We start from the raw sequence: 17957 nt of genomic DNA on the forward strand, positions 1-17957 counted from the left end.
ACAGGCCAGCTGTAGTCATTAGCGATTTACTGCTCACCTTCAGGCCGGGACACCGTTCGGTCACGCAGTTCTGGGAAAGATTGCCTTTCTTTAGGTGACAGATGACAATAGGCGTCATTTGTCAATAAAAAGGTCACGGATTGACCGAATTGCAGGGTGTAAGATGGCGGCAGTTAGCAACATTTTATCGCGATTTCCGCGCATGTTCGCGACATCCAAGTCGCGCAAGGCTCTTGGGCGCGGTGCCTCTGTGGCGCTGGCGATCGCCGGCGGTTGGCTTCTTTTCAACGCCGTTGCGTACGGCGCCTTGTTTATTCCTTCTTCCCCAGAGGAATCTCTCCTGGTTGAGCGCAGGGGTACCGTTATTTCCTCTCAGGCTGCTCCCAGTCTTCCCGGCACACAATTCTTTGGTACCGCAGCGATAAAACCGGCTGCGGTTAAAACACCAGAGGTAGATCTTGCCAATATCCCGCTGACCCAGATGAATCTGGTGCTCTCCGGTGTTTTAAACAGCAGTAACTCAGCCAAAGCCAGCGCACTCGTGGGGCAGCGCGGAAAGCCCGCTGAGCGTGTATTTGTGGGCCAAACCCTCCCGGGTGGTGCCACGCTCCATACGGTTGCGGTTGATCACATCGTGCTGCGTCGCGGTGGGAAGATGGAGAAGTTGACGTACCCGGATGCTTCCGGTCGTCCTTCAGCGCCTCGCCGTACCAGCTATTCGAACGTCAGCGCCGCGGATCTCGCGGCACAGGCAGCCCAGATCAGTGCTGCCAGTCAAGAGAGCAATGATCAGACGCGCCAGTCCATGCGTGAGCGCATTGAAGAGCTCCGCGAAATGGCTCGGCAGAGGAGGGGGCAGAAACCCCTGCGTCAATAGGGTCGGGCGGCTTGGGGAGGCATCATTTGCCTGTCGCCTTTGTGATGATTTCAGTTTTCAGAATTAAAAGAGCTAATAACCTAATGTTTACGATGTTTTACCGGCAGCTGCTGGCAGTCGGGTTCGGGGGTATTTTGGCGTTTTCGGTGCTCGCTCAAGCACCGGAAAGGGTTACGTTGTCCCTGGATAACGCGGATATCCGCGACCTGATCAATTGGGCTGCCGATTTCACCGGCAAAAATATCATCGTTCACCCCAATGTGAAGGGGAAAGTGACGGTGGTTGCCGGTGACCCGATGACACACGAAGAAGCCTTCGATGTGTTTATGTCGGTACTTCAGGTCAATGGATTTAGTCTGGTTGAGCAGGGGGGCGCCTGGAAAGTGGTTCCAGACGCGCTGGCCAAGCAGCAAGCGATTCCCGTTATTGACCAGTCTTCGCGCTTTTCCGGTGAATCACTGGTGGTGCGTACTGTTCGGGTCGAGAATATTTCTGCGTCGCAGTTGATTGCGATGCTGCGCCCGCTGATTCCACAGACCGGCCACCTGGCCGCGTACGCCGATACCAATACTCTGATTATTGCCGATCGCGCCGCGAACATTGAGCAGATCGTGATGCTGGTTCGCCAGCTGGATCGCGCTGGTGCTATCGATATTGAAATGGTGCCACTGCAGTTTGCCTCGGCGAAGGAAATCCGCCAGACCTTGATGGAATTATTGCAGACCGGCGCCAAGCAGGGGAACGATATTCAGCCGCTGCGCATCGCGGTCGACGAGCGTTCCAACTCGGTCTTGCTTACCGGTGACCCGGTAACCCGTCAACAAATCAAAAACGTTATTCGTCGCCTGGACCAGCCGCTGGACGGTGACGGAAATACCGCGGTCGTGTATGTCCAATATGCGAATGCGGCGGATATGAAACCCATTCTCGAGGGTATGAGCGGCAGCATTCAGAAAACTGAAAAAGACCAGCTGGCAGCGGATGTCGAAGTCAGTATTCAGGTCAATGAATCACTGAATGCACTCGTGCTCACCGCACCCCCGGCACTGCTCGAAACGATGAAGGGCGTTATCGCAAAACTGGATGTGCGTCGCGCTCAGGTATTGATTGAGGCAATCATTGTTGAGGTGTCAGAAGGTGATACCAGCGATCTCGGCATCAAGTGGATTGCCGGACCGGACGGCGGTGTTGTCGCCGGTTTTGACAATGATGCTGCCGACGTGATCACCCGTAACGACGACGGCCAGATTGTTTTTGATGATATCAATCCGCTGTCGCTCAACCCCCTGAATCTGATCGGGACTGGCTTTAACCTCGGTTATTTGAGTGGCACCGACATCCGCGTCGCAATCAAGGCGCTCGCCACCGGAAGCAATTCGAATATTCTGTCAACGCCAACGGTTATGGCTCTGGACAACGAGGAAGCGGAAATCCTGGTGGGCCAGAACGTTCCGTTTATTACCGGTGAGCAGCTGTTGTCGGGTAGTAACAATGATCCGTTTACGACCATTCAGCGTCAGGACGTTGGTACCACCCTTAAGGTGACGCCACGGGTCAATAACAACAACTCTGTGACGCTGGATATCGAACAGAAAGTTGAAGACGTCCTCCCGTTCCAGGGCGAAGCGGCCGACATCATTACCAGCAAACGCGAGATTCGTACGCGGGTGCTGATTGATGACGGTGCCATCCTTGTCTTGGGCGGACTGATCGAAGACAAGGTAACTGAGAGCACATCGAAGGTGCCACTGTTGGGCGACCTCCCGGGAATCGGGCGCATCTTCCGTTCATCCTTCAAAGATGTGACCAAGACAAATTTGATGGTTTTCCTGCGTCCCAAAATCCTGAGTACACGGATCGCGGGCTACGAGGAAACCCGTAAGCGCTATCTCGACCTGCAAAACAAGCAGCTGGACATCCGCGATCGCACCAGCGTGATCTGGGACTGGCACCGTGGCGACGTTTTGCCTGACTTATTGCCGCCCACCGGCACTTATGATGATGTCGAAAGTGAGGTACCTGTGCAGATGCTGGAGCTCGACGAAAAATGACGGCGGAAGCGGTAAATACAGCTTCTGCATTCAAGCGGCTGCCCTATGCCTTTGCCAAGCGTCATCGCGTTCTGGTGATTGAGGGCGATACCGGGCCTTGCTGCCAGTTTGTCGCGCCTCTGGATCCAACCGTCTTTGCGGAAGTGCAGCGCCTTACGGGCGGCACCGTGCAATTGCAGACGCTCGAAGAGGGCGAATTTCAGAATGCCTTGCAGGGCCTTTACGAAAATCGTGAGGGCGGCAACCTGTCCGATGTAGAAGGACTTGGCGATGAGCTTGATCTCGCCGCGGTTGTGGATGCGCTGCCTGAAACCGAAGATCTGCTCGAGCAGGAAGACGATGCCCCGATCGTTCGGCTGATTAACGCCATTTTTGCCGAATCCCTCAAGCAGGGTGCTTCGGATATTCATATCGAAACCTTCGACAAGCGACTGGTGGTGCGTTTTCGTGTCGATGGTGTACTGCGCGAAGTACTCGAGCCGCGTCGTGCGCTCGCGCCTTTGCTGGTATCCCGTATCAAGGTGATGGCCAAGCTCGATATTGCCGAGAAGCGTGTGCCCCAGGACGGCCGTATTTCGTTGCTGATGGCGGGACGCGAAGTGGATGTGCGTGTTTCGACGATGCCTTCGAGTGCCGGCGAGCGGGTCGTCATGCGTCTGCTGGACAAGCAGGCCGGCAAAATGGATCTCCGCCAACTCGGGATGATTGAACACGATCTCGCCGTGATGACCGAGTTGCTCACACGCCCACATGGCATCCTGCTGGTAACCGGCCCGACGGGATCCGGTAAAACCACCACCTTGTATGCCGGATTGGGCAGTATCAACAATCGCGAAAAAAACATCCTGACCGTCGAAGATCCGGTGGAATACAACCTCGAAGGTGTGGGCCAGACTCAGGTTAACACCAAGGCAGATATGACGTTCGCCCGGGGCTTGCGTGCCATTCTTCGCCAGGACCCGGATGTGGTGATGGTCGGGGAAATCCGCGACCTGGAAACGATGCAGATCGCCATCCAGGCCAGTTTGACCGGTCACCTGGTGCTTTCCACCTTGCACACCAATACCGCGCTGGGTGCGGTGACTCGTCTGGTGGACATGGGCATCGAGCCCTTCCTTCTGTCTTCAAGCCTTATTGGTGTGCTGGCCCAGCGGCTGGTGCGCGTCCTGTGCCCTGAGTGTCGCGTTCCCCACGCCCCGGATGCCAGCGAGCGCGAGCTGCTGGGTCTGAAAGCGCAGGACGAAGCTGTTATTTATCGGCCCGGCGGATGCGAGCACTGTAATGGCAGTGGCTATGTCGGGCGTGTCGGTATCTATGAACTCGTGCCGATCAACGAAACCATGCGACAGTTGATTCACGATCGGGCATCAGAAAGTGCACTGGTCGCAGAAGCGCGCGCTGTTGCGCCGAGTATTCGCGATGACGGCATCGCTAAAGTATTAGCCGGCGTTACCTCTCTGGAAGAGGTACTGCGAGTCACTCAGGAGTCGTAACGCTGTGGGTGCTTTTCAGTATGTCGCTCTGAACCCAACCGGACGCAAGAATCGCGGAACGCTCGAGGCAGATAGTGCGCGCGCGGCGCGACAGCAGTTGCGTGCCAAGGGAATGGTGCCGATCGAGGTCTCGCCTGCGGCAGAGGATTCGCGCGGTTCCGGGGTCAGCCTGTTCGGAGGAGGGCCATCGCTCAGTATCAAGAACCTCGCGCTGCTGACGCGGCAGATTGCGACGCTGTTGCGCGCGGGCATACCACTGGAGGAAACACTCAGCGCCATTGCCTCCCAGACGCGCAACAACAAAATTCGCCGCATCGTATTGGCGGTGCGCGGCAAAGTACTCGAAGGCCACACTCTGGCCCACGCACTGGGTAGTTTTCCTCGGGCTTTTCCGCAGTTATATCGTGCGACGGTCGAGGCCGGCGAACATTCCGGGCATCTGGATACCGTGTTGGAACGACTCGGCGACTTTACTGAGAACCAACAGAAGTTTCGCCAGAAAGTTCAGCTGGCTTTGATCTATCCGATTGTCCTTGTGGTGATTTGTGTGCTCGTGGTCACCGGACTGATGGTTTACGTCGTGCCGGATGTGATTGAAGTCTTCACGGGAACCGGGCAAGCCTTGCCCTGGGCGACTCGGGTCCTGATCTCGATCAGCGACTTCCTCGCCGCATGGGGATGGCTGATCCCGCCGGTATTCATCGGTCTTGTGGTGAGCGGCATTGTGCTGATGCGCCGTCCTGCCATCCGTTATCGGGTGCATCATCGTCTGCTGGAATTGCCGTTGATTGGCTGGTTGGTTCGCGGTGGCCAGTGTGCCCGTTACGTCGCGACACTGGCCATTCTGACCGGGAGCAGTGTGCCGCTCGTCCAGGCGATGGGAATCGCTGGGGGAGTGATGAGTAACGACTATCTTGCCGAGCGTCTGCGTGCGGCTCAAAAATCCGTCCGAGAGGGCGGCAGCCTGCGCAAGGCACTCGAGGATGTCGGGTATTTCCCTCCGATGATGATTTATATGATTGCCAGTGGTGAATCTTCCGGCAGTCTGGACGAAATGCTGGGTCGCGCTGCGGAGTCTCAGGAACAGGATCTGCAGGGCGCGGTCACAGCGTTTGTCAGTCTTTTTGAGCCGGCGATGCTGGTGTTAATGGCATCCATTGTATTGTTCATTGTGATGGCAATCATGATGCCGATTATGAGTATGAACCAGGCGGTAATGTGATCGCCTTTCTGTGTCAGGGCATTGAGCCCTGTGAGAATAGGAGTGAGTGATGAAGAAAATCAATAAGAGCCGGGGCTTTACCCTGATTGAGATCATGGTGGTCATCGTTATTCTCGGAGTACTGGGCGCGCTGGTTGTACCCAATATCATGGGGCGCACAGGTGAAGCGCGTGTCAAAGCGGCCGTCACCGATCTTCGTGCGATCGAGACTGCGCTCAGCATGTATCGCATGGATAATTTTGTGTTCCCGAGCTCCGAGCAGGGCTTGCAGGCGCTCGTCAGCAAGCCGTCCGGGTTTCCCGAGGCAAAAAACTGGAACCAGCCTTACCTGAAGCGCGCACCGAAAGACCCCTGGGGTAATGAGTACCAGTATATTAGCCCTGGAAGTAACGGTGCTTACGATCTGTTTAGCCTCGGTGCCGACGGTCAGCCGGGCGGCGAAGGTGAAGCCGGCGATATTTTCCTGGCAGATCTCTAACCGGCAGTTCGCCTCATGCAGTCGGCCCCTCTACAGCGCAATGCGGGATTTACCCTGATCGAGCTCCTGGTGGTGCTGATCATTATCGGGACCCTCGCAGGTTTCGCTGTGCTCTCGATGAGCGGGAGCGACGAGCGGCAATGGTCGTCGGAAGTGGAACGGTTGACTGGTTTGTTGCAGCTGGTTGCCGATCGGTCTGTGATCGATAAAGCCCACTATGGTGTCGTTCTGGATCGGGAAGCCTATGAAGTGGTTGCCTATGACGAGGGCACACGGACCTGGGTTCCGCTGGAGTCATTGAGTCGGGGTACCGGGAGTGCGCGTTTTGTCCGGCATACGCTGCCAGAAAACGTGCGTCTTGAAGTGGTTAGCGAGGCCAGTATCCCCAGCAGCCAGTCCACGAGTTTTGGCGAAGAAGAGCGTGAGGAAGAGCGTATCCCGCACTTTGTTTCTCTTTCCAGTGGCGAGGTATTGCCGGTAGAAGTGGATATGGAGTTGTATGGTCAAGGGCGCGCAATTCGCACCGCGAGAATTTCTTATTCGGGGCTTGCGGGATTAAAGCTGGAATGGAATCCCGATGAGTACTAAGGCGCAGCAACGTGGTTTTACCCTGGTGGAAGTGCTGGTGGCGCTGGTCATATTCGGGGTGATCGCAGCCTCTGTCATGAAAACTCTTCAAGGAAGCGTCAATCAGCAGGCGGTGATGGAAGAGCGTCTGGCTGCGAGCTGGGTTGCCCAACAAGCGCTCGCCCAGTTACGCGTACAGGAACCATGGCCACCCATTGGAGAAAAGACGGAACGCTTCGAAGGTCTTGGCGGAGAGTGGGAAGTCTTCGGCAAGGTCGAAAAAACCAATGATGAGCAGCTGCGAAAAATCGTCATTCGTGTGCGCCGCCCGGATGCGGAGTTCCATTCGTATTCACTAGAGGCATGGGCGGGACAAGAATGAAGGCATCCTCCAAGTCCATTCGCCCGATTTCACGCGGTTTTACCCTGGTGGAAATGCTCGTGGTACTGACGTTGGTCAGTATTATCAGTCTGGGTTCCTATGCCTTGCTGGAAAATTTTATGGTCACCGACCGTCTGTTGGATACCCGGGCGGAGCACCTGCGGCGTTTATCCATGGCGTTATACCGGATGGAAGATGATTTTCGTCAGGTGACGGCTCGGGCCATCAAGAACGGCTACACCGGTTATGAGCCCGCATTGCGCGGCGACAGTGATGAAATTGAATTTACCCGCCTTGGTGCGGCCAACCTGATGCGGGAGCCCCGCGGTGACCTGCAGCGTCTGGGTTATTCACTGGGCTTTTCCGAAGACAATGACGATGACCCATTGCTCGATGGTCAGGATCAAGGGGCTTTGCTGTTGCGTACCCGCTGGCAGGTTTTAGACCGGGGGCCAGATTCCGAGCCTTTGTCAGAGCCCATGCTGTCGGGCATCGACTCCATGGTGCTTCGCTATTTTGACCGCGAAGCAGAAACCTGGCTTGCCCAGTGGCCACCGGTAAGCTCGGGCCTTGCGTCAGGCTCTAGCTCCGCCGATACCCGCTTGCCGGGCGCGGTCGAAATGGTGTTGACGCTGTCGGGCGGCACCGAAATTCGTCGGGTGTTTAACTTCCCCCATGCCATTTCCTTCGATGGTTCCACGAGCGGGGCTGGAAGGCAGCCGGGTAACGGCGGCGATGAGAACGAAGGAGAGCGGGAAGAGGGTGAGGATGTCCAGCCCCAGCGCTCAGCCAATGGGGTGGGCAGATGATCAGGGGGATCGCCAGGCAGCGGGGAGTGGCGCTGATTACCGTGTTACTGGTCATGGTGATCGCCATCGCTGCGCTCTCCCATACCATCACCCGTGACCATATCGCGATGTCGCGGTCAGCGGCGATTCTGGCCAATGTACAGCTTGGAGAGTTTGTCTCCGGTGCTGAGGCATGGGCACAAGTTGCGCTGCAGCGCGATCATGAGAGTGATGGGGAAGACACCAATTCGGCCGATTCGCGTTTGGACGACTGGGCCAGGCAAGCGCTGTCGTTTAACCCAGATAATGGGAAAATGATCATACGTATCAGTGACTTAAACTCTTGTTTTAATGTCAATTCGTTGGTGGGTGCAGCGGCCACTGATGGGGCAGGCGGTCCTGGTGCAGCATCCGAGCAGATGACAGTGTTCAAGCGTCTGGTGTCGTCAGTGACCGGTAAACCCGAGCTGGCTGAGGTGATCCAGGATTGGGTCGACCGGGGCGATACCCCCCAGGCGCGCGGTGTCGAGGATAACGGTTATATGGGGCGGGAGCTGAGTCACCGGACCCCGGATGGCCCGATCACTGACGTTTCTGAATTGTCCGTGGTCGAGGGGATGGAGCCTGCCGACTGGGATGCGTTGGCGCCCTTCCTTTGTGCTTTGCCCGAGGGCGGCACAGAGATCAATGTGAACTTTGCCCCTGAAGAGCTACTCGAGGCAATGGCGCCCACGGCCAATGTTGCTCAGATCGTCAGCTTCCGGGATTCAGATGGGGTTATTTCTGAGCCTTCCCAGCTCGAGACCTACGGACTCAATGGGGTGAATGGCCTGACCTTTCACAGCCGTTACTTTCTCGCGCGGATTGCGGTGCAGCTGGGTGAAGAGGGTGACCACAGCCAATACTGGGAGTCCATGCTCCATTTGAGCGGTGATAAGGTAAGGGTGGTGCAGCGTCAGCGTCGCATGTTTACCCGGAATCGCGCACAGGAACTTCTGGGTGATACACCGCTCCAGTCGCAATTGACAGATCGTCCGGCGAATGGAAGGAACTAGAGGGTGGCATGGATCGCAGTCCGGTTTACGATATGCGCCATAGCACACGCTGGTATCAGAGATTTACAGACATCTTCAAGATATAACAAATAGTCGTCGGAATTTATGAAACACGCAGCGGGCGCGCAGTCAGCCCAAACACAACCGCATCGGGGATTGACTCTGGTTCGTCTGGTTACCGAACACGGTACGTCGTGCGTCAGTGCACAACGGTGGGACGGGCACGCCTGGATAGACTTTCCCGTGGATGCGGCCTTTGCCCATGCGTTCGCTGCCGATGCCGATGTCGATGTCGATGTCGATGTCGATGCCGTTGGCACGCAGGCGAGCGGCGAATCGACGACTCCCGAAGCGCCATCAAGCGTCTCAGAAGCCGTCCTCGATGATCATGCGTTCGGCGCAGGTATCGCGCTATTGTTGCCGGGGAGCTGGGTCTGGAGTGCGGTTGAATCGGTGCCTCGCCCGGTCCGCAAGCAGAGTGCGGCTTTGGGTTATCTGGTGGAAGATCGATTGGCCGAAGATGTCGAAGACCTGCATTTCGTCTGCCAGCCCCTGAAAGGCGATCTGTGCACGGTATACGCCATCGCCGAAGAAAAAATTCGAGCGCTGTACGACCAGCTCCAGCGTTTGAATTGGCCCATTGTTGCTGTCTTGCCGGAATATCAGTTGCTGAGCGCGGCCGCTGAAGGCACGACCGTTTGGCTCGATGGGCAGTCGGCACATCTGTGGTACGAAGAGGGCTACGGCCTGACTTCCCGACGGGAACATGTCTCCGCACTACTCACACTGGCAGAAGACCAGCAGGAAGAGGGCGACGAGGGTTCACAAAAACCAAGTGCACAGATCAGTGTTCTGGGTGCCCAGGAATCGGACCAGCTTCTCATCGGTGAGCTGGAATCGGTGTTTGGCGAGCGTCTGTCCGTTCGCGCTGATGCCGAGACGCTCCTCGCTGATCGGGCGAAACCGGGAAATCTCGTGAATCTGCTCTCCGGTGCGTTTCGCCTCAAGGAGGTTGCCAGTGAAAAGGATTGGTGGCGCCTACCAGTGAAAGTGGCTGCCTTCTGTTTTGTCGCTCAGCTGGTGTTTTTCCTCGCGGCCGGGGGCTTTTTCAGTTGGCAAGCCAATCAAGCTGCGCGTGAGGCCGAAACCACTTTCAAAGAGATTTTCCCCAATGATCGGGCGGGTGCCGATCTGCGCAGGCAAATTCAGGGCTACCTCAATCAGGCCGGTTCCGGGGGCAGTAACTTTAGTGGCCAGGTGCAGGAATTGAGTCGTGCCTGGGTTGCACACAAGGGCGCCTCATTGCGTTTACAGTCGCTGCGCTTTGACGGGAACCGCGGAGAAATGGTCATTCAGGTTAAGGCGGCCAATCTCTCTGACCTTGATGCATTTGTGTCAGGGCTGGGTAATGGTCCCTTTAATGCAGAGCTCCTGGCCGCGAACGAACTGGAGAAAGGTGTCTCCGGCCGTGTACGCATGCGCTGAGCGTGAAGAATAATTGGAATCGAAGTTACCCTCTATGAAAGCCAAACTGGAACAGCTTCAGCAGCAATATCGCGATCTGCCGCCCAATGACCGCAGGGCGCTGACCTTGTTATCGATATTTCTTGGGGGGATTTTTCTGGTCTATGGCCTGTTTATGCCCGCAAAAGGCTATTTCGACGAGTCTCGCAAGCGCGCGGAAGAAAAGCAGGCACTTTTGCAGTGGATCGAAGACCAGCGACCGACGCTGGAACGGGTAGCGGCCGCGCGCGGATCCAACCAAGGTGAAGCGGCTGGCACTCTGTTGCAGCGGGTCACCGCAGCCGCCCAACGGCACAAGATTACCATCAAGCGCTTCGAGCCCGAGGGCGACACGCGTATCCGCATCTGGATTGAGCAGGCTCGCTATCAGGATGTTCAGGGGTGGATGAATACCCTGATGCGACAAAAGCTGAGTTTCGTCACCGTGAACCTGGATGCGCTGGCGGAAGAGGGCATGGTGTCGGCTCGCCTGACGCTGGAGGGCTAGTGGTCCATGCGGAAAATGATGTCACAGTTCGCTTCGCCAACCTGTTCAGCTCTGCGTCGAGAAAGCCGGAAAGAGAACCACTATTCCTGCGCTTCCTCGCCTTGATCTGAACACGATGGCTGTGCTCCGTTGTTACAACACTTTCCGCATGGACCGCTAGATCGTGCTCTCATCGACTTTTCAGTCGAGACTATGAGCCGCTTGTCGATAAGATAGAAAGATTTCGGCCAATTTGACGGTCTTAGGTTCTATTTAATTGCTTATACGGCCGGAATCTCCTCCCGAATCTAAAGCAGAATTTTCCGCCAAAGCCCCTATACTAGAAATATCTCAAAGAAAGGGGCGCCAAAATGCTGTTTAGAGATACGTCCACCAAACATCTGGTTGAGGTGGCAGATATCGTCACCCTCGCGAACCCATACGAGCTCACCGTTGTCGGGCGCTATCTATGGGGCGAGGAGGTACAAGACCCTGAGGTGTTCGACAAAGCGCAACTGAGCTTCCTTTCCGGAGAGTCTTTGCCGCGATGCTGGCAAGATAGTCGGTACCGGGACCGCGAGGTTCGTCGACTGCGCTGTGGCACCAAGGCTGAAGACGGGGATTATTATCAAGGCGCCTGAAATTCGTGGCCTGAATGCATGGTCCGGTGTGCGCTACCGGTAACAGGCGGGGCGAGGCACTGCTCGCCCCGGCGTAACTGGCGATTGAATCGCCTATTTCCTTTCTCCCTCTCGACTAGCGCTGTCATCTCGTGGCGCTTCACTGTAAAATTCGCGCCAAAATTTTACCCGCGGTACACCAATGAGCATCGAGCAGTTTGAAGAGTATGCACTGTTGTTTGGGATTGGTGGCCTGATCCTGTTTATGCTGTTTATCGTCTGGGATCTGGCGAAGGAGTCCAAGGCTGGTCGATTCGGGACGTTTATCCTGTTTCTGGCGCTTGGTCTTGGGCTGCTGGGGTTTATTATCAAAACAGTTCTGGTGGAAGTGTTGGGTATAGGCTGATGGCCAATACTCCATTATTCCAGAGTCAGGCCAATGACGCTGACAGGTAAGGCTGATGCCACTCTTTGATCGCCCATCACTGAAGGTGCAGAAAGATCGACGTGTCTGCCGTGTAACGGACACACGCATCGCCAAGTACAGTCGACGGGGCATGTTGCTCACCTTGCTGGCTTTCTTTATTGCCTCTGCCATTGGTGAGCTGCGTAATCAATACCCGCAACTGCTGCTGGCAATGGGCGTCGGCCTGATCCTGTTGACCCTCTTGCGTGGATACTTCGTCTTTCGCTTCAGCAATCTCTATGCGACGGGGCCTTATCGGTGGCGTCGTCGATATTTTATCGCATCGACACTGGGCGCCGCGTGGTGGGGCGGAATTCTACTGCTCCATGTTGTCCTTGAGGGCTTTGCTCCCGAGACCCATTTTCTCTGGCTCTACACCGTCATTTTTTGCTCGAGTGTCGCTTCCGTATTTGCTCCTTACCATCGATTCCTGATCTGGTTCATCTCGGTTTCCCTGTTGCCAGCCGCCGTCGCTGCGATGCTCGGGGGCGAGGTGCTTGGCTTGATCTATGGGACCCTAACCATTGCCTTTGTGTGGCTCACGGCTCATCAAGCCCAACGGGAGTCGGAAAACTACTGGGATCGTCAGTCCGCTATGCAGGAGCTGCAGCAGCGCGCCAGCAGCCTGGCCGAAGCGCGCAAGCATTCCGAAGCGGCGGTCGAGTTAACCAACGAGTTCATCACCAATATCGGACAGGAATTTCGCAGCCAGCTGGCGGATTCCCTGGGGGCACTGGCGCTGTTGGAGGCTGAGAAGCTACCGGAACGGCAACAGGAGTGGGTTCAGCTCGCGCGTAACGCCAGTAATCAGCAATTGAAGCTGGTCGATAATGTGGGTCTTTTTACGCGTGTGGCCCGCAAAGACATCCGGCTGCGCCAAGCGCCATTTAATCTCGTCAAAACGATCGAGAAATCCTTCAAATTTGCGGCAAAGATCGCCCACCGGCAGAGCCTGGAGTTTAATTTCCAGATTGCTGACAACCTGCCGGTCATGGTCACCGGTGACAACCGCAAGACCGCACAGCTGATCAGGAATCTCGTGGATTCTGCAACGGCGATCGCCCAGCGTGGCGAGCTCTGGGGGCAGGTCAGTTTCTCACCCATTAGTGGCACTGAAGGGCAGTTGAGCATTTGTCTCATCGACGATGGGCGCGGGGAGATTTTGCCGGATGAAAGCGAATTGTTCGGAGCCTTTGCGCGGCTGGATACCAATCAGGTAACCACCGGCCTGGGGCTATCGATTGCCAAAGGACTGGCCGAGGCAATGGGCGGCTACCTTCAGCTCAATTCCTCCAACGAGGGCAACCGCTACCAGGTTGTGGTGAAGTTTGGCATCGAGCCCAATCAGCGCGTTTACCTGACACCGGATCGCCGCCTACAGGACTGTGAGATGCTACTGCTGCATCAGGGCGGGCTCTATATTTCCGGTCTACTCGATACGCTGAATTCATTCGGCATGGAGGCGACCTGCACACGCTGGTCGCCAGAAGATGAGCAGAATCTTGCCAAGCTGCTGACCAAGGCGGCCGGGCGTCGACAGCTCGTCTTGCTCGCACCGGAAATGGGCAGCACGGAGATGCTGGAAGCTCTGTTGCCTTTGCTGGAGTCCATTGGTGATCGTGAGTCGTTACCCCTGGTGTGTCTCGGAACAGAGATTCATCGCGAGGCCATGGGCGAATATTGCCGGTTGGCGCCATGCACCCATTTCCTTGCCCGCCCGGCGACGCGCAAGGAATTGCACGACACTATCGTCGCGCGCCTGTTCGGTGAAGGTAAAAAAGCCACACGACGGGTGGTTTCGAAGGCGGTAAAGCATCGTGGAGAGCGTCGACTCCTTTTGATTGAGGAATCCCGGGCCCATCAGGGAGTGACGGAAGAAATGCTGCACGCGCTGGGCTACCAGGTAGACGTTGCGGCTTCGGTCGACGATGCCCTGTTGCTGATGCCCGATAACACCTACGATCTGTTACTGGTGGATTGCCAGCAAAATGCTGAACATTCCGCGGAAATTATTGATCGTCTGCGCTACTGGGAATCCGAGCACCGTCCGGGCGACAGGGTCGCTATTATCGCGCTTACCAGTACCACCGAAGAGCAATTTGAAGGGCGTTGCCTGGCCGCGGGTATGGACGACTTTCTGACGAAGCCGCTCGCCAAAGAACCACTCAGAGAAACGCTTGAACGCTGGCTTGGTGAAGTCTCCTGATTGGCGGGGGCCTGGTGTTTGGAGTGATTAACCTTGTCCTGAGAGGGCAATGCTCTCAGAGGATGTCACCGTCTCGAGCCGGAAGGTCCTCTGGGGATCAAAAGAGCGAAGAGACCCGCAGCGAGAATCAGTCCACTCGAAATCCACAGGCAGGCCGTTAGCCCGGCGACCTGAAAAACCCATCCGGAGAGCAGGGTGCCGAGCAGGCGTCCCATGGCGTTAGCCATATAGTAAAACCCTACGTCCAGCGATGCCCCGTCCTCCCGTGCGTAGTGCACAATCAAAAAACTGTGCACCGCGGAATTCAGGGCAAAAACCAAGCCGAACACGAAGAGTCCAATGATCAAAATGCTGGCTGGAGAAGCCGTCGCTTGCGTCAGCCCCAAGGCAATGAGTGCAGGGATGAGGGCCAATACCAGTGCACAAACTGCCGCGGTACCACTACCGGGGGTTGCGATCCCCATCAATCTGGTTAAGCCCGGCGCGACTGCCTGAACGCCACCATATCCCATAACCCACAACGCCAGAAAGGCGCCCACTTGCCAGTGTCCCCAGCCGAGCGTGCTGGAAAGAAACACGGGCAGGGCGATCACAAACCACACGTCTCTCGCTGCGAACAGGCACATTCGTGCTGTCGCCAGGAGGTTGATGGCCGTGTTATCTGAAAAGACATCGCGCAGGCGATTCTTCGCCTTGCTGCGTCCAAGATCAGGACGAAGGAGCACCAGGCTACCGAGCCACACCAGGAACAGCGCTAGGGCCATCATCAGGATGGCGCCGCGGAATCCGACGATCCCGAGGAGGGCACCACCGAGGAAGAATCCCGCCCCCTTCAGCGCGTTTTTGGATCCCGTCAGTACAGCGACCCATTGATAGAGGCGGCCACTTTCCTGTGCTGGTACCAACAGCTTGACCGCGGTTTTCGCGCTCATCTTGTTGAGGTCTTTGGCGATACCCGACAGTGCCTGGGCCATCATCACAAGCGGAATGCTGAGCCATGCCGTCGGCACCAATAACAGGAGCAGCGCAAATACCTGTAGGCCGAGACCGATATTCATCGTACGGTTTAGCCCAATGCGGGCACCAAGCCATCCGCCGATAAGGTTCGTCACTACGCCAAAAAACTCGTAAAACACGAACAGCATGGCGAGTTGTAACGGCGTATATCCCAGGTCGTGGAAATACAGCAACACCAGCATGCGCAGGGCGCCGTCAGTCAGGGTAAACGCCCAGTAATTCAGGGTCACCAGCATATACTGGTGCACGGGACTGTCCGGGCTCTTGAACACAGGCATCATGTCACCTAGGCGACGACCTGATCGGCCTTGCCGACTTTAAGCGCGAGCTCCGCGGTTCGGTTCGCATAACCCCATTCATTGTCGTACCAGGTATAGATCTTTACCTGAGTGCCATTCACCACCATGGTGGACAGTGCATCGACAATACTGGAGCGGGGATCCGTCTTGTAATCAATGGAGACCAGCGGGCGTTCCTCGTAGCCAAGAATCCCCGGCATCTCGTGTTCGGCGGCATTTTTCAGAAGCGCGTTGACATGCTCGGCGTCTGTGGCGGTTTCGACCTCGAAAACACAATCGGTGAGAGAGGCATTGGCGAGCGGCACGCGCACCGCATGGCCATTTAGCCGCCCCTTAAGTTCGGGAAAGATTTCTGTAATCGCGGTGGCCGACCCGGTGGTGGTGGGAATGAGGCTCATACCACAGGCCCGCGCTCGACGAAGATCTTTGTGTGGCGCATCGAGAATGGATTGGGTATTGGTGAGGTCGTGGATGGTTGTAATCGAACCGTGCCGAATTCCCAGGTTTTCATGAATCACCTTGACCACCGGTGCCAGGCAATTGGTGGTACAGGACGCGGCTGTCACAATACGATGCTGATCGGGATCAAACAGGCCGTCGTTCACGCCCATGACAACATTCAGAACACCAGGCTCTTTCACCGGCGCCGTAACGACCACGCGCTTTACGCCCTGATTCAGATACGCTTGCAGTAAGGCGGTTCTACGCATGACCCCGCTGGCCTCGATGACCAGGTCACAGTCGGACCAGTCGGTCTCACCGATTTCACGGTTGGCAGTGCAATCAATGACCTTTTCATCAACGAGCAACCGGTTCCCGTCGGCAGTGGCCTGATGCGCCCAGCGTCCATGTACCGAATCGAAATTGAGCAGGTGCGCCAGTGTCTCCGCGTTGGCAGCCGGATCATTGAGCCGAATAATATCGAAGTCAGGCCAGTCCCAGGCCGCCCGTACCACCAGCCGGCCGATACGACCGCATCCGTTGATTCCTACTTTGATTGCCATGGGTTACTCCACGATTCATAAACGGTTGTCTGGGATATTCAGCAGCAGCCTGCTTGTCGCGAGGGCCTTTGCCCCATGGCGCTCAGGCGCGCCAGAGCCGGTTTCAGCGCGGTTTCGTGACCGTCGCTGGCTGCGTGGATGATCGCATTCGCCCAGCCAGGCAGAGATGAATTCAGGCGGTAGAAGATCCACTGTCCCTGTCGCCGATCCGCCAGGATTCCACCCTCGCGCAGCTGCGCCAGATGTCGCGAGATCTTCGGCTGGCTGAGCTGGGTCGCTTCCGTCAGTTCGCAGACACACAGTTCCTGCTCCCGCAAGACCAGCAGGACGCATGTCAGCCGGGTCGGATCTGCAAGGCTCTTCATCAGTGTGGTCGGTACCATAGGTGCTGTCCTCCGCGAACGGAGTATATATGGAAAATCATATATATGGATAGCCGTATATGGGGGTAGTGAGAGCGAGTGGAGGGAGATGACTATTGTGGACGGCGCCCCGCCAGTGCTTGGCGGGGCGGGGCCTGATTGGGGAGGGGGTTGCTAGAGGGCGAATTCCGCCCAGACTGGCGCGTGATCGGAGGGGCGCTCCATACCGCGAATGTCATAATCCACGCCGGTCGCGACACAGCTATCCGCCAGCTGTTGTGTGGCCATAATCAGGTCGATGCGCAGGCCTCGCTTCGGCTCGCGGTCGAAGCCCCGGCTGCGGTAGTCGAACCAGCTGAACACATCATCAGTCTCTGGGTTAGCCGCGCGGAAAGTATCGACCAGGCCCCAGTTTTCGATACCGGTCAGCCATTCGCGTTCTTCCGGCAAGAAGCTGCACTTGCCATCTCTCAGCCAACGTTTGCGGTTCGAGTCACCAATACCAATATCGAGATCCGAGGGGGAAATGTTCATATCCCCGATGACCAGAACCGGGGCATCCGGGGAGCATCGGGTCCGCAGGTATTCGTCGAGATCCGCATAATACTTGCGCTTGGCCGGGAACTTGGTTGGGTGCTCGCGGCTTTCCCCCTGGGGGAAGTAACCATTCAGCACCGTGAGCGGATGGGCTTTACCAATATCAAAACGCCCAACTACCAGGCGCCGCTGAGCATCTTCCGCGTCCCCGGGGAATCCATATTCCTGCTCAATAAAGGGCAGGCGTGCGAGCATGGCGACCCCATAGTGGGTCTTCTGACCGAAGTAGATCACCTCATAACCGAGTGCGCGCACTTCATCGACCGGGAACTCCTCATCGGTGACTTTGGTTTCCTGCAGGCCGATGATATCCGGTGCGTGGTTGTCGACGAGCGCCTGCAGCTGGTGCATGCGTGCGCGAATGCTGTTCACATTAAATGAAACGACTTTCATTCATTTTTCCCCCGAAATAAAAAGGCCGGGGATACCCCAGCCTGGTCGTTCTTATGGCCGGCTCGGAAGTCATCCCGAACCGGCATTACA

At 56.6% G+C, this 17957-nt stretch carries 18 protein-coding genes; 14 read left to right on the plus strand and 4 right to left on the minus strand.

Going from position 1 to position 17957, the window contains the following annotated elements; genetic code table 11:
- The first annotated feature begins 202 nt into the window (after nucleotides 1-202).
- The 14 genes from ACXAD0_RS11780 (at nucleotide 203) to ACXAD0_RS11845 (ending at nucleotide 14195) form a co-directional block, all read left to right on the plus strand.
- Nucleotides 203-877: a type II secretion system protein N gene (locus ACXAD0_RS11780; protein ID WP_475088610.1), complete on the plus strand. Its 675-nt coding sequence runs from the start codon at nucleotides 203-205 to the stop codon at nucleotides 875-877.
- Between the two features lie 83 nt (nucleotides 878-960).
- Nucleotides 961-2928, plus strand: a complete 1968-nt coding sequence (gene gspD, locus ACXAD0_RS11785; protein ID WP_475088612.1) for a type II secretion system secretin GspD — start codon at nucleotides 961-963, stop codon at nucleotides 2926-2928.
- Complete coding sequence (gene gspE / locus ACXAD0_RS11790; protein WP_475088613.1) at nucleotides 2925-4421, plus strand: type II secretion system ATPase GspE; 1497 nt, start codon at nucleotides 2925-2927, stop codon at nucleotides 4419-4421. Before gspD ends, gspE begins: the two co-directional genes overlap by 4 nt.
- Nucleotides 4422-4425: 4 nt before the next feature.
- A complete protein-coding gene (gene gspF / locus ACXAD0_RS11795) occupies nucleotides 4426-5643 on the plus strand; it encodes a type II secretion system inner membrane protein GspF (protein WP_475088614.1) in 1218 nt (405 codons plus the stop codon).
- A 49-nt stretch (nucleotides 5644-5692) separates the two neighbouring features.
- Entirely contained in the window at nucleotides 5693-6121 is a 429-nt protein-coding gene (gspG, locus tag ACXAD0_RS11800) for a type II secretion system major pseudopilin GspG (RefSeq protein WP_475088615.1), read from the plus strand.
- A 15-nt stretch (nucleotides 6122-6136) separates the two neighbouring features.
- Complete coding sequence (gspH, locus tag ACXAD0_RS11805; protein ID WP_475088616.1) at nucleotides 6137-6709, plus strand: type II secretion system minor pseudopilin GspH; 573 nt, start codon at nucleotides 6137-6139, stop codon at nucleotides 6707-6709.
- Complete coding sequence (gene gspI, locus ACXAD0_RS11810; RefSeq protein ID WP_475088617.1) at nucleotides 6699-7070, plus strand: type II secretion system minor pseudopilin GspI; 372 nt, start codon at nucleotides 6699-6701, stop codon at nucleotides 7068-7070. Before gspH ends, gspI begins: the two co-directional genes overlap by 11 nt.
- Entirely contained in the window at nucleotides 7067-7879 is an 813-nt protein-coding gene (gene gspJ, locus ACXAD0_RS11815) for a type II secretion system minor pseudopilin GspJ (RefSeq protein WP_475088619.1), read from the plus strand. The genes gspI and gspJ overlap by 4 nt, the downstream gene beginning before the upstream one ends.
- Complete coding sequence (gene gspK / locus ACXAD0_RS11820; protein WP_475088621.1) at nucleotides 7876-8913, plus strand: type II secretion system minor pseudopilin GspK; 1038 nt, start codon at nucleotides 7876-7878, stop codon at nucleotides 8911-8913. The genes gspJ and gspK overlap by 4 nt, the downstream gene beginning before the upstream one ends.
- 105 nt (nucleotides 8914-9018) lie before the next feature.
- Nucleotides 9019-10398 carry a type II secretion system protein GspL gene (gene gspL / locus ACXAD0_RS11825; RefSeq protein WP_475088622.1) on the plus strand — a complete coding sequence of 460 codons (1380 nt, stop codon included), beginning with the start codon at nucleotides 9019-9021 and terminating at the stop codon, nucleotides 10396-10398.
- Nucleotides 10399-10432: 34 nt separating this feature from the next.
- Nucleotides 10433-10924, plus strand: a complete 492-nt coding sequence (gene gspM, locus ACXAD0_RS11830; protein WP_475088624.1) for a type II secretion system protein GspM — start codon at nucleotides 10433-10435, stop codon at nucleotides 10922-10924.
- 350 nt (nucleotides 10925-11274) lie between these two features.
- The gene (locus tag ACXAD0_RS11835) at nucleotides 11275-11544 is read left to right on the plus strand and encodes an acetyltransferase (RefSeq protein WP_475088626.1); all 270 of its coding nucleotides are present in this window, start codon (nucleotides 11275-11277) and stop codon (nucleotides 11542-11544) included.
- A 181-nt stretch (nucleotides 11545-11725) separates the two neighbouring features.
- Nucleotides 11726-11929, plus strand: coding sequence for a DUF2788 domain-containing protein (locus tag ACXAD0_RS11840; RefSeq protein ID WP_475088627.1), 204 nt, complete (start codon nucleotides 11726-11728; stop codon nucleotides 11927-11929).
- 55 nt (nucleotides 11930-11984) lie between these two features.
- The gene (locus tag ACXAD0_RS11845; protein ID WP_475088628.1) at nucleotides 11985-14195 is read left to right on the plus strand and encodes a hybrid sensor histidine kinase/response regulator; all 2211 of its coding nucleotides are present in this window, start codon (nucleotides 11985-11987) and stop codon (nucleotides 14193-14195) included.
- A 65-nt stretch (nucleotides 14196-14260) separates the two neighbouring features.
- Here the strand turns inward: ACXAD0_RS11845 and arsJ are convergent, their stop codons facing one another.
- From arsJ to xthA, 4 genes are all read right to left on the minus strand, one after another.
- On the minus strand, nucleotides 14261-15460 hold the full coding sequence (arsJ, locus tag ACXAD0_RS11850) for an organoarsenical effux MFS transporter ArsJ (RefSeq protein WP_475088629.1): 1200 nt from the start codon (nucleotides 15458-15460) through the stop codon (nucleotides 14261-14263).
- 38 nt (nucleotides 15461-15498) lie between these two features.
- Entirely contained in the window at nucleotides 15499-16515 is a 1017-nt protein-coding gene (locus tag ACXAD0_RS11855; RefSeq protein WP_475088630.1) for an ArsJ-associated glyceraldehyde-3-phosphate dehydrogenase, read from the minus strand.
- Between the two features lie 38 nt (nucleotides 16516-16553).
- The gene (locus ACXAD0_RS11860; RefSeq protein ID WP_475088632.1) at nucleotides 16554-16898 is read right to left on the minus strand and encodes a metalloregulator ArsR/SmtB family transcription factor; all 345 of its coding nucleotides are present in this window, start codon (nucleotides 16896-16898) and stop codon (nucleotides 16554-16556) included.
- A gap of 153 nt (nucleotides 16899-17051) precedes the next feature.
- Nucleotides 17052-17867 carry an exodeoxyribonuclease III gene (gene xthA / locus ACXAD0_RS11865; RefSeq protein WP_475088633.1) on the minus strand — a complete coding sequence of 272 codons (816 nt, stop codon included), beginning with the start codon at nucleotides 17865-17867 and terminating at the stop codon, nucleotides 17052-17054.
- Between the last annotated feature and the right edge of the window lie 90 nt (nucleotides 17868-17957).

The sequence above is a fragment of the Microbulbifer sp. ABF4_148 genome, from assembly GCF_056158985.1.

Bases quoted from the DNA above. Each gene is read 5' to 3' on its own strand.
- ACXAD0_RS11780 (WP_475088610.1), top strand. From the start codon at position 203: ATGTTCGCGACATCCAAGTCGCGCAAGGCTCTTGGGCGCGGTGCCTCT.
- gspK (WP_475088621.1), top strand. From the start codon at position 7,876: ATGATCAGGGGGATCGCCAGGCAGCGGGGAGTGGCGCTGATTACCGTG.
- ACXAD0_RS11845 (WP_475088628.1), top strand. From the start codon at position 11,985: ATGCCACTCTTTGATCGCCCATCACTGAAGGTGCAGAAAGATCGACGT.
- ACXAD0_RS11860 (WP_475088632.1), bottom strand. From the start codon at position 16,898: ATGGTACCGACCACACTGATGAAGAGCCTTGCAGATCCGACCCGGCTG.
- gspJ (WP_475088619.1), top strand. From the start codon at position 7,067: ATGAAGGCATCCTCCAAGTCCATTCGCCCGATTTCACGCGGTTTTACC.
- gspG (WP_475088615.1), top strand. From the start codon at position 5,693: ATGAAGAAAATCAATAAGAGCCGGGGCTTTACCCTGATTGAGATCATG.
- gspM (WP_475088624.1), top strand. From the start codon at position 10,433: ATGAAAGCCAAACTGGAACAGCTTCAGCAGCAATATCGCGATCTGCCG.
- ACXAD0_RS11840 (WP_475088627.1), top strand. From the start codon at position 11,726: ATGAGCATCGAGCAGTTTGAAGAGTATGCACTGTTGTTTGGGATTGGT.
- gspE (WP_475088613.1), top strand. From the start codon at position 2,925: ATGACGGCGGAAGCGGTAAATACAGCTTCTGCATTCAAGCGGCTGCCC.
- xthA (WP_475088633.1), bottom strand. From the start codon at position 17,867: ATGAAAGTCGTTTCATTTAATGTGAACAGCATTCGCGCACGCATGCAC.
- gspD (WP_475088612.1), top strand. From the start codon at position 961: ATGTTTACGATGTTTTACCGGCAGCTGCTGGCAGTCGGGTTCGGGGGT.
- ACXAD0_RS11835 (WP_475088626.1), top strand. From the start codon at position 11,275: ATGCTGTTTAGAGATACGTCCACCAAACATCTGGTTGAGGTGGCAGAT.
- gspI (WP_475088617.1), top strand. From the start codon at position 6,699: ATGAGTACTAAGGCGCAGCAACGTGGTTTTACCCTGGTGGAAGTGCTG.
- gspH (WP_475088616.1), top strand. From the start codon at position 6,137: ATGCAGTCGGCCCCTCTACAGCGCAATGCGGGATTTACCCTGATCGAG.
- ACXAD0_RS11855 (WP_475088630.1), bottom strand. From the start codon at position 16,515: ATGGCAATCAAAGTAGGAATCAACGGATGCGGTCGTATCGGCCGGCTG.
- gspL (WP_475088622.1), top strand. From the start codon at position 9,019: ATGAAACACGCAGCGGGCGCGCAGTCAGCCCAAACACAACCGCATCGG.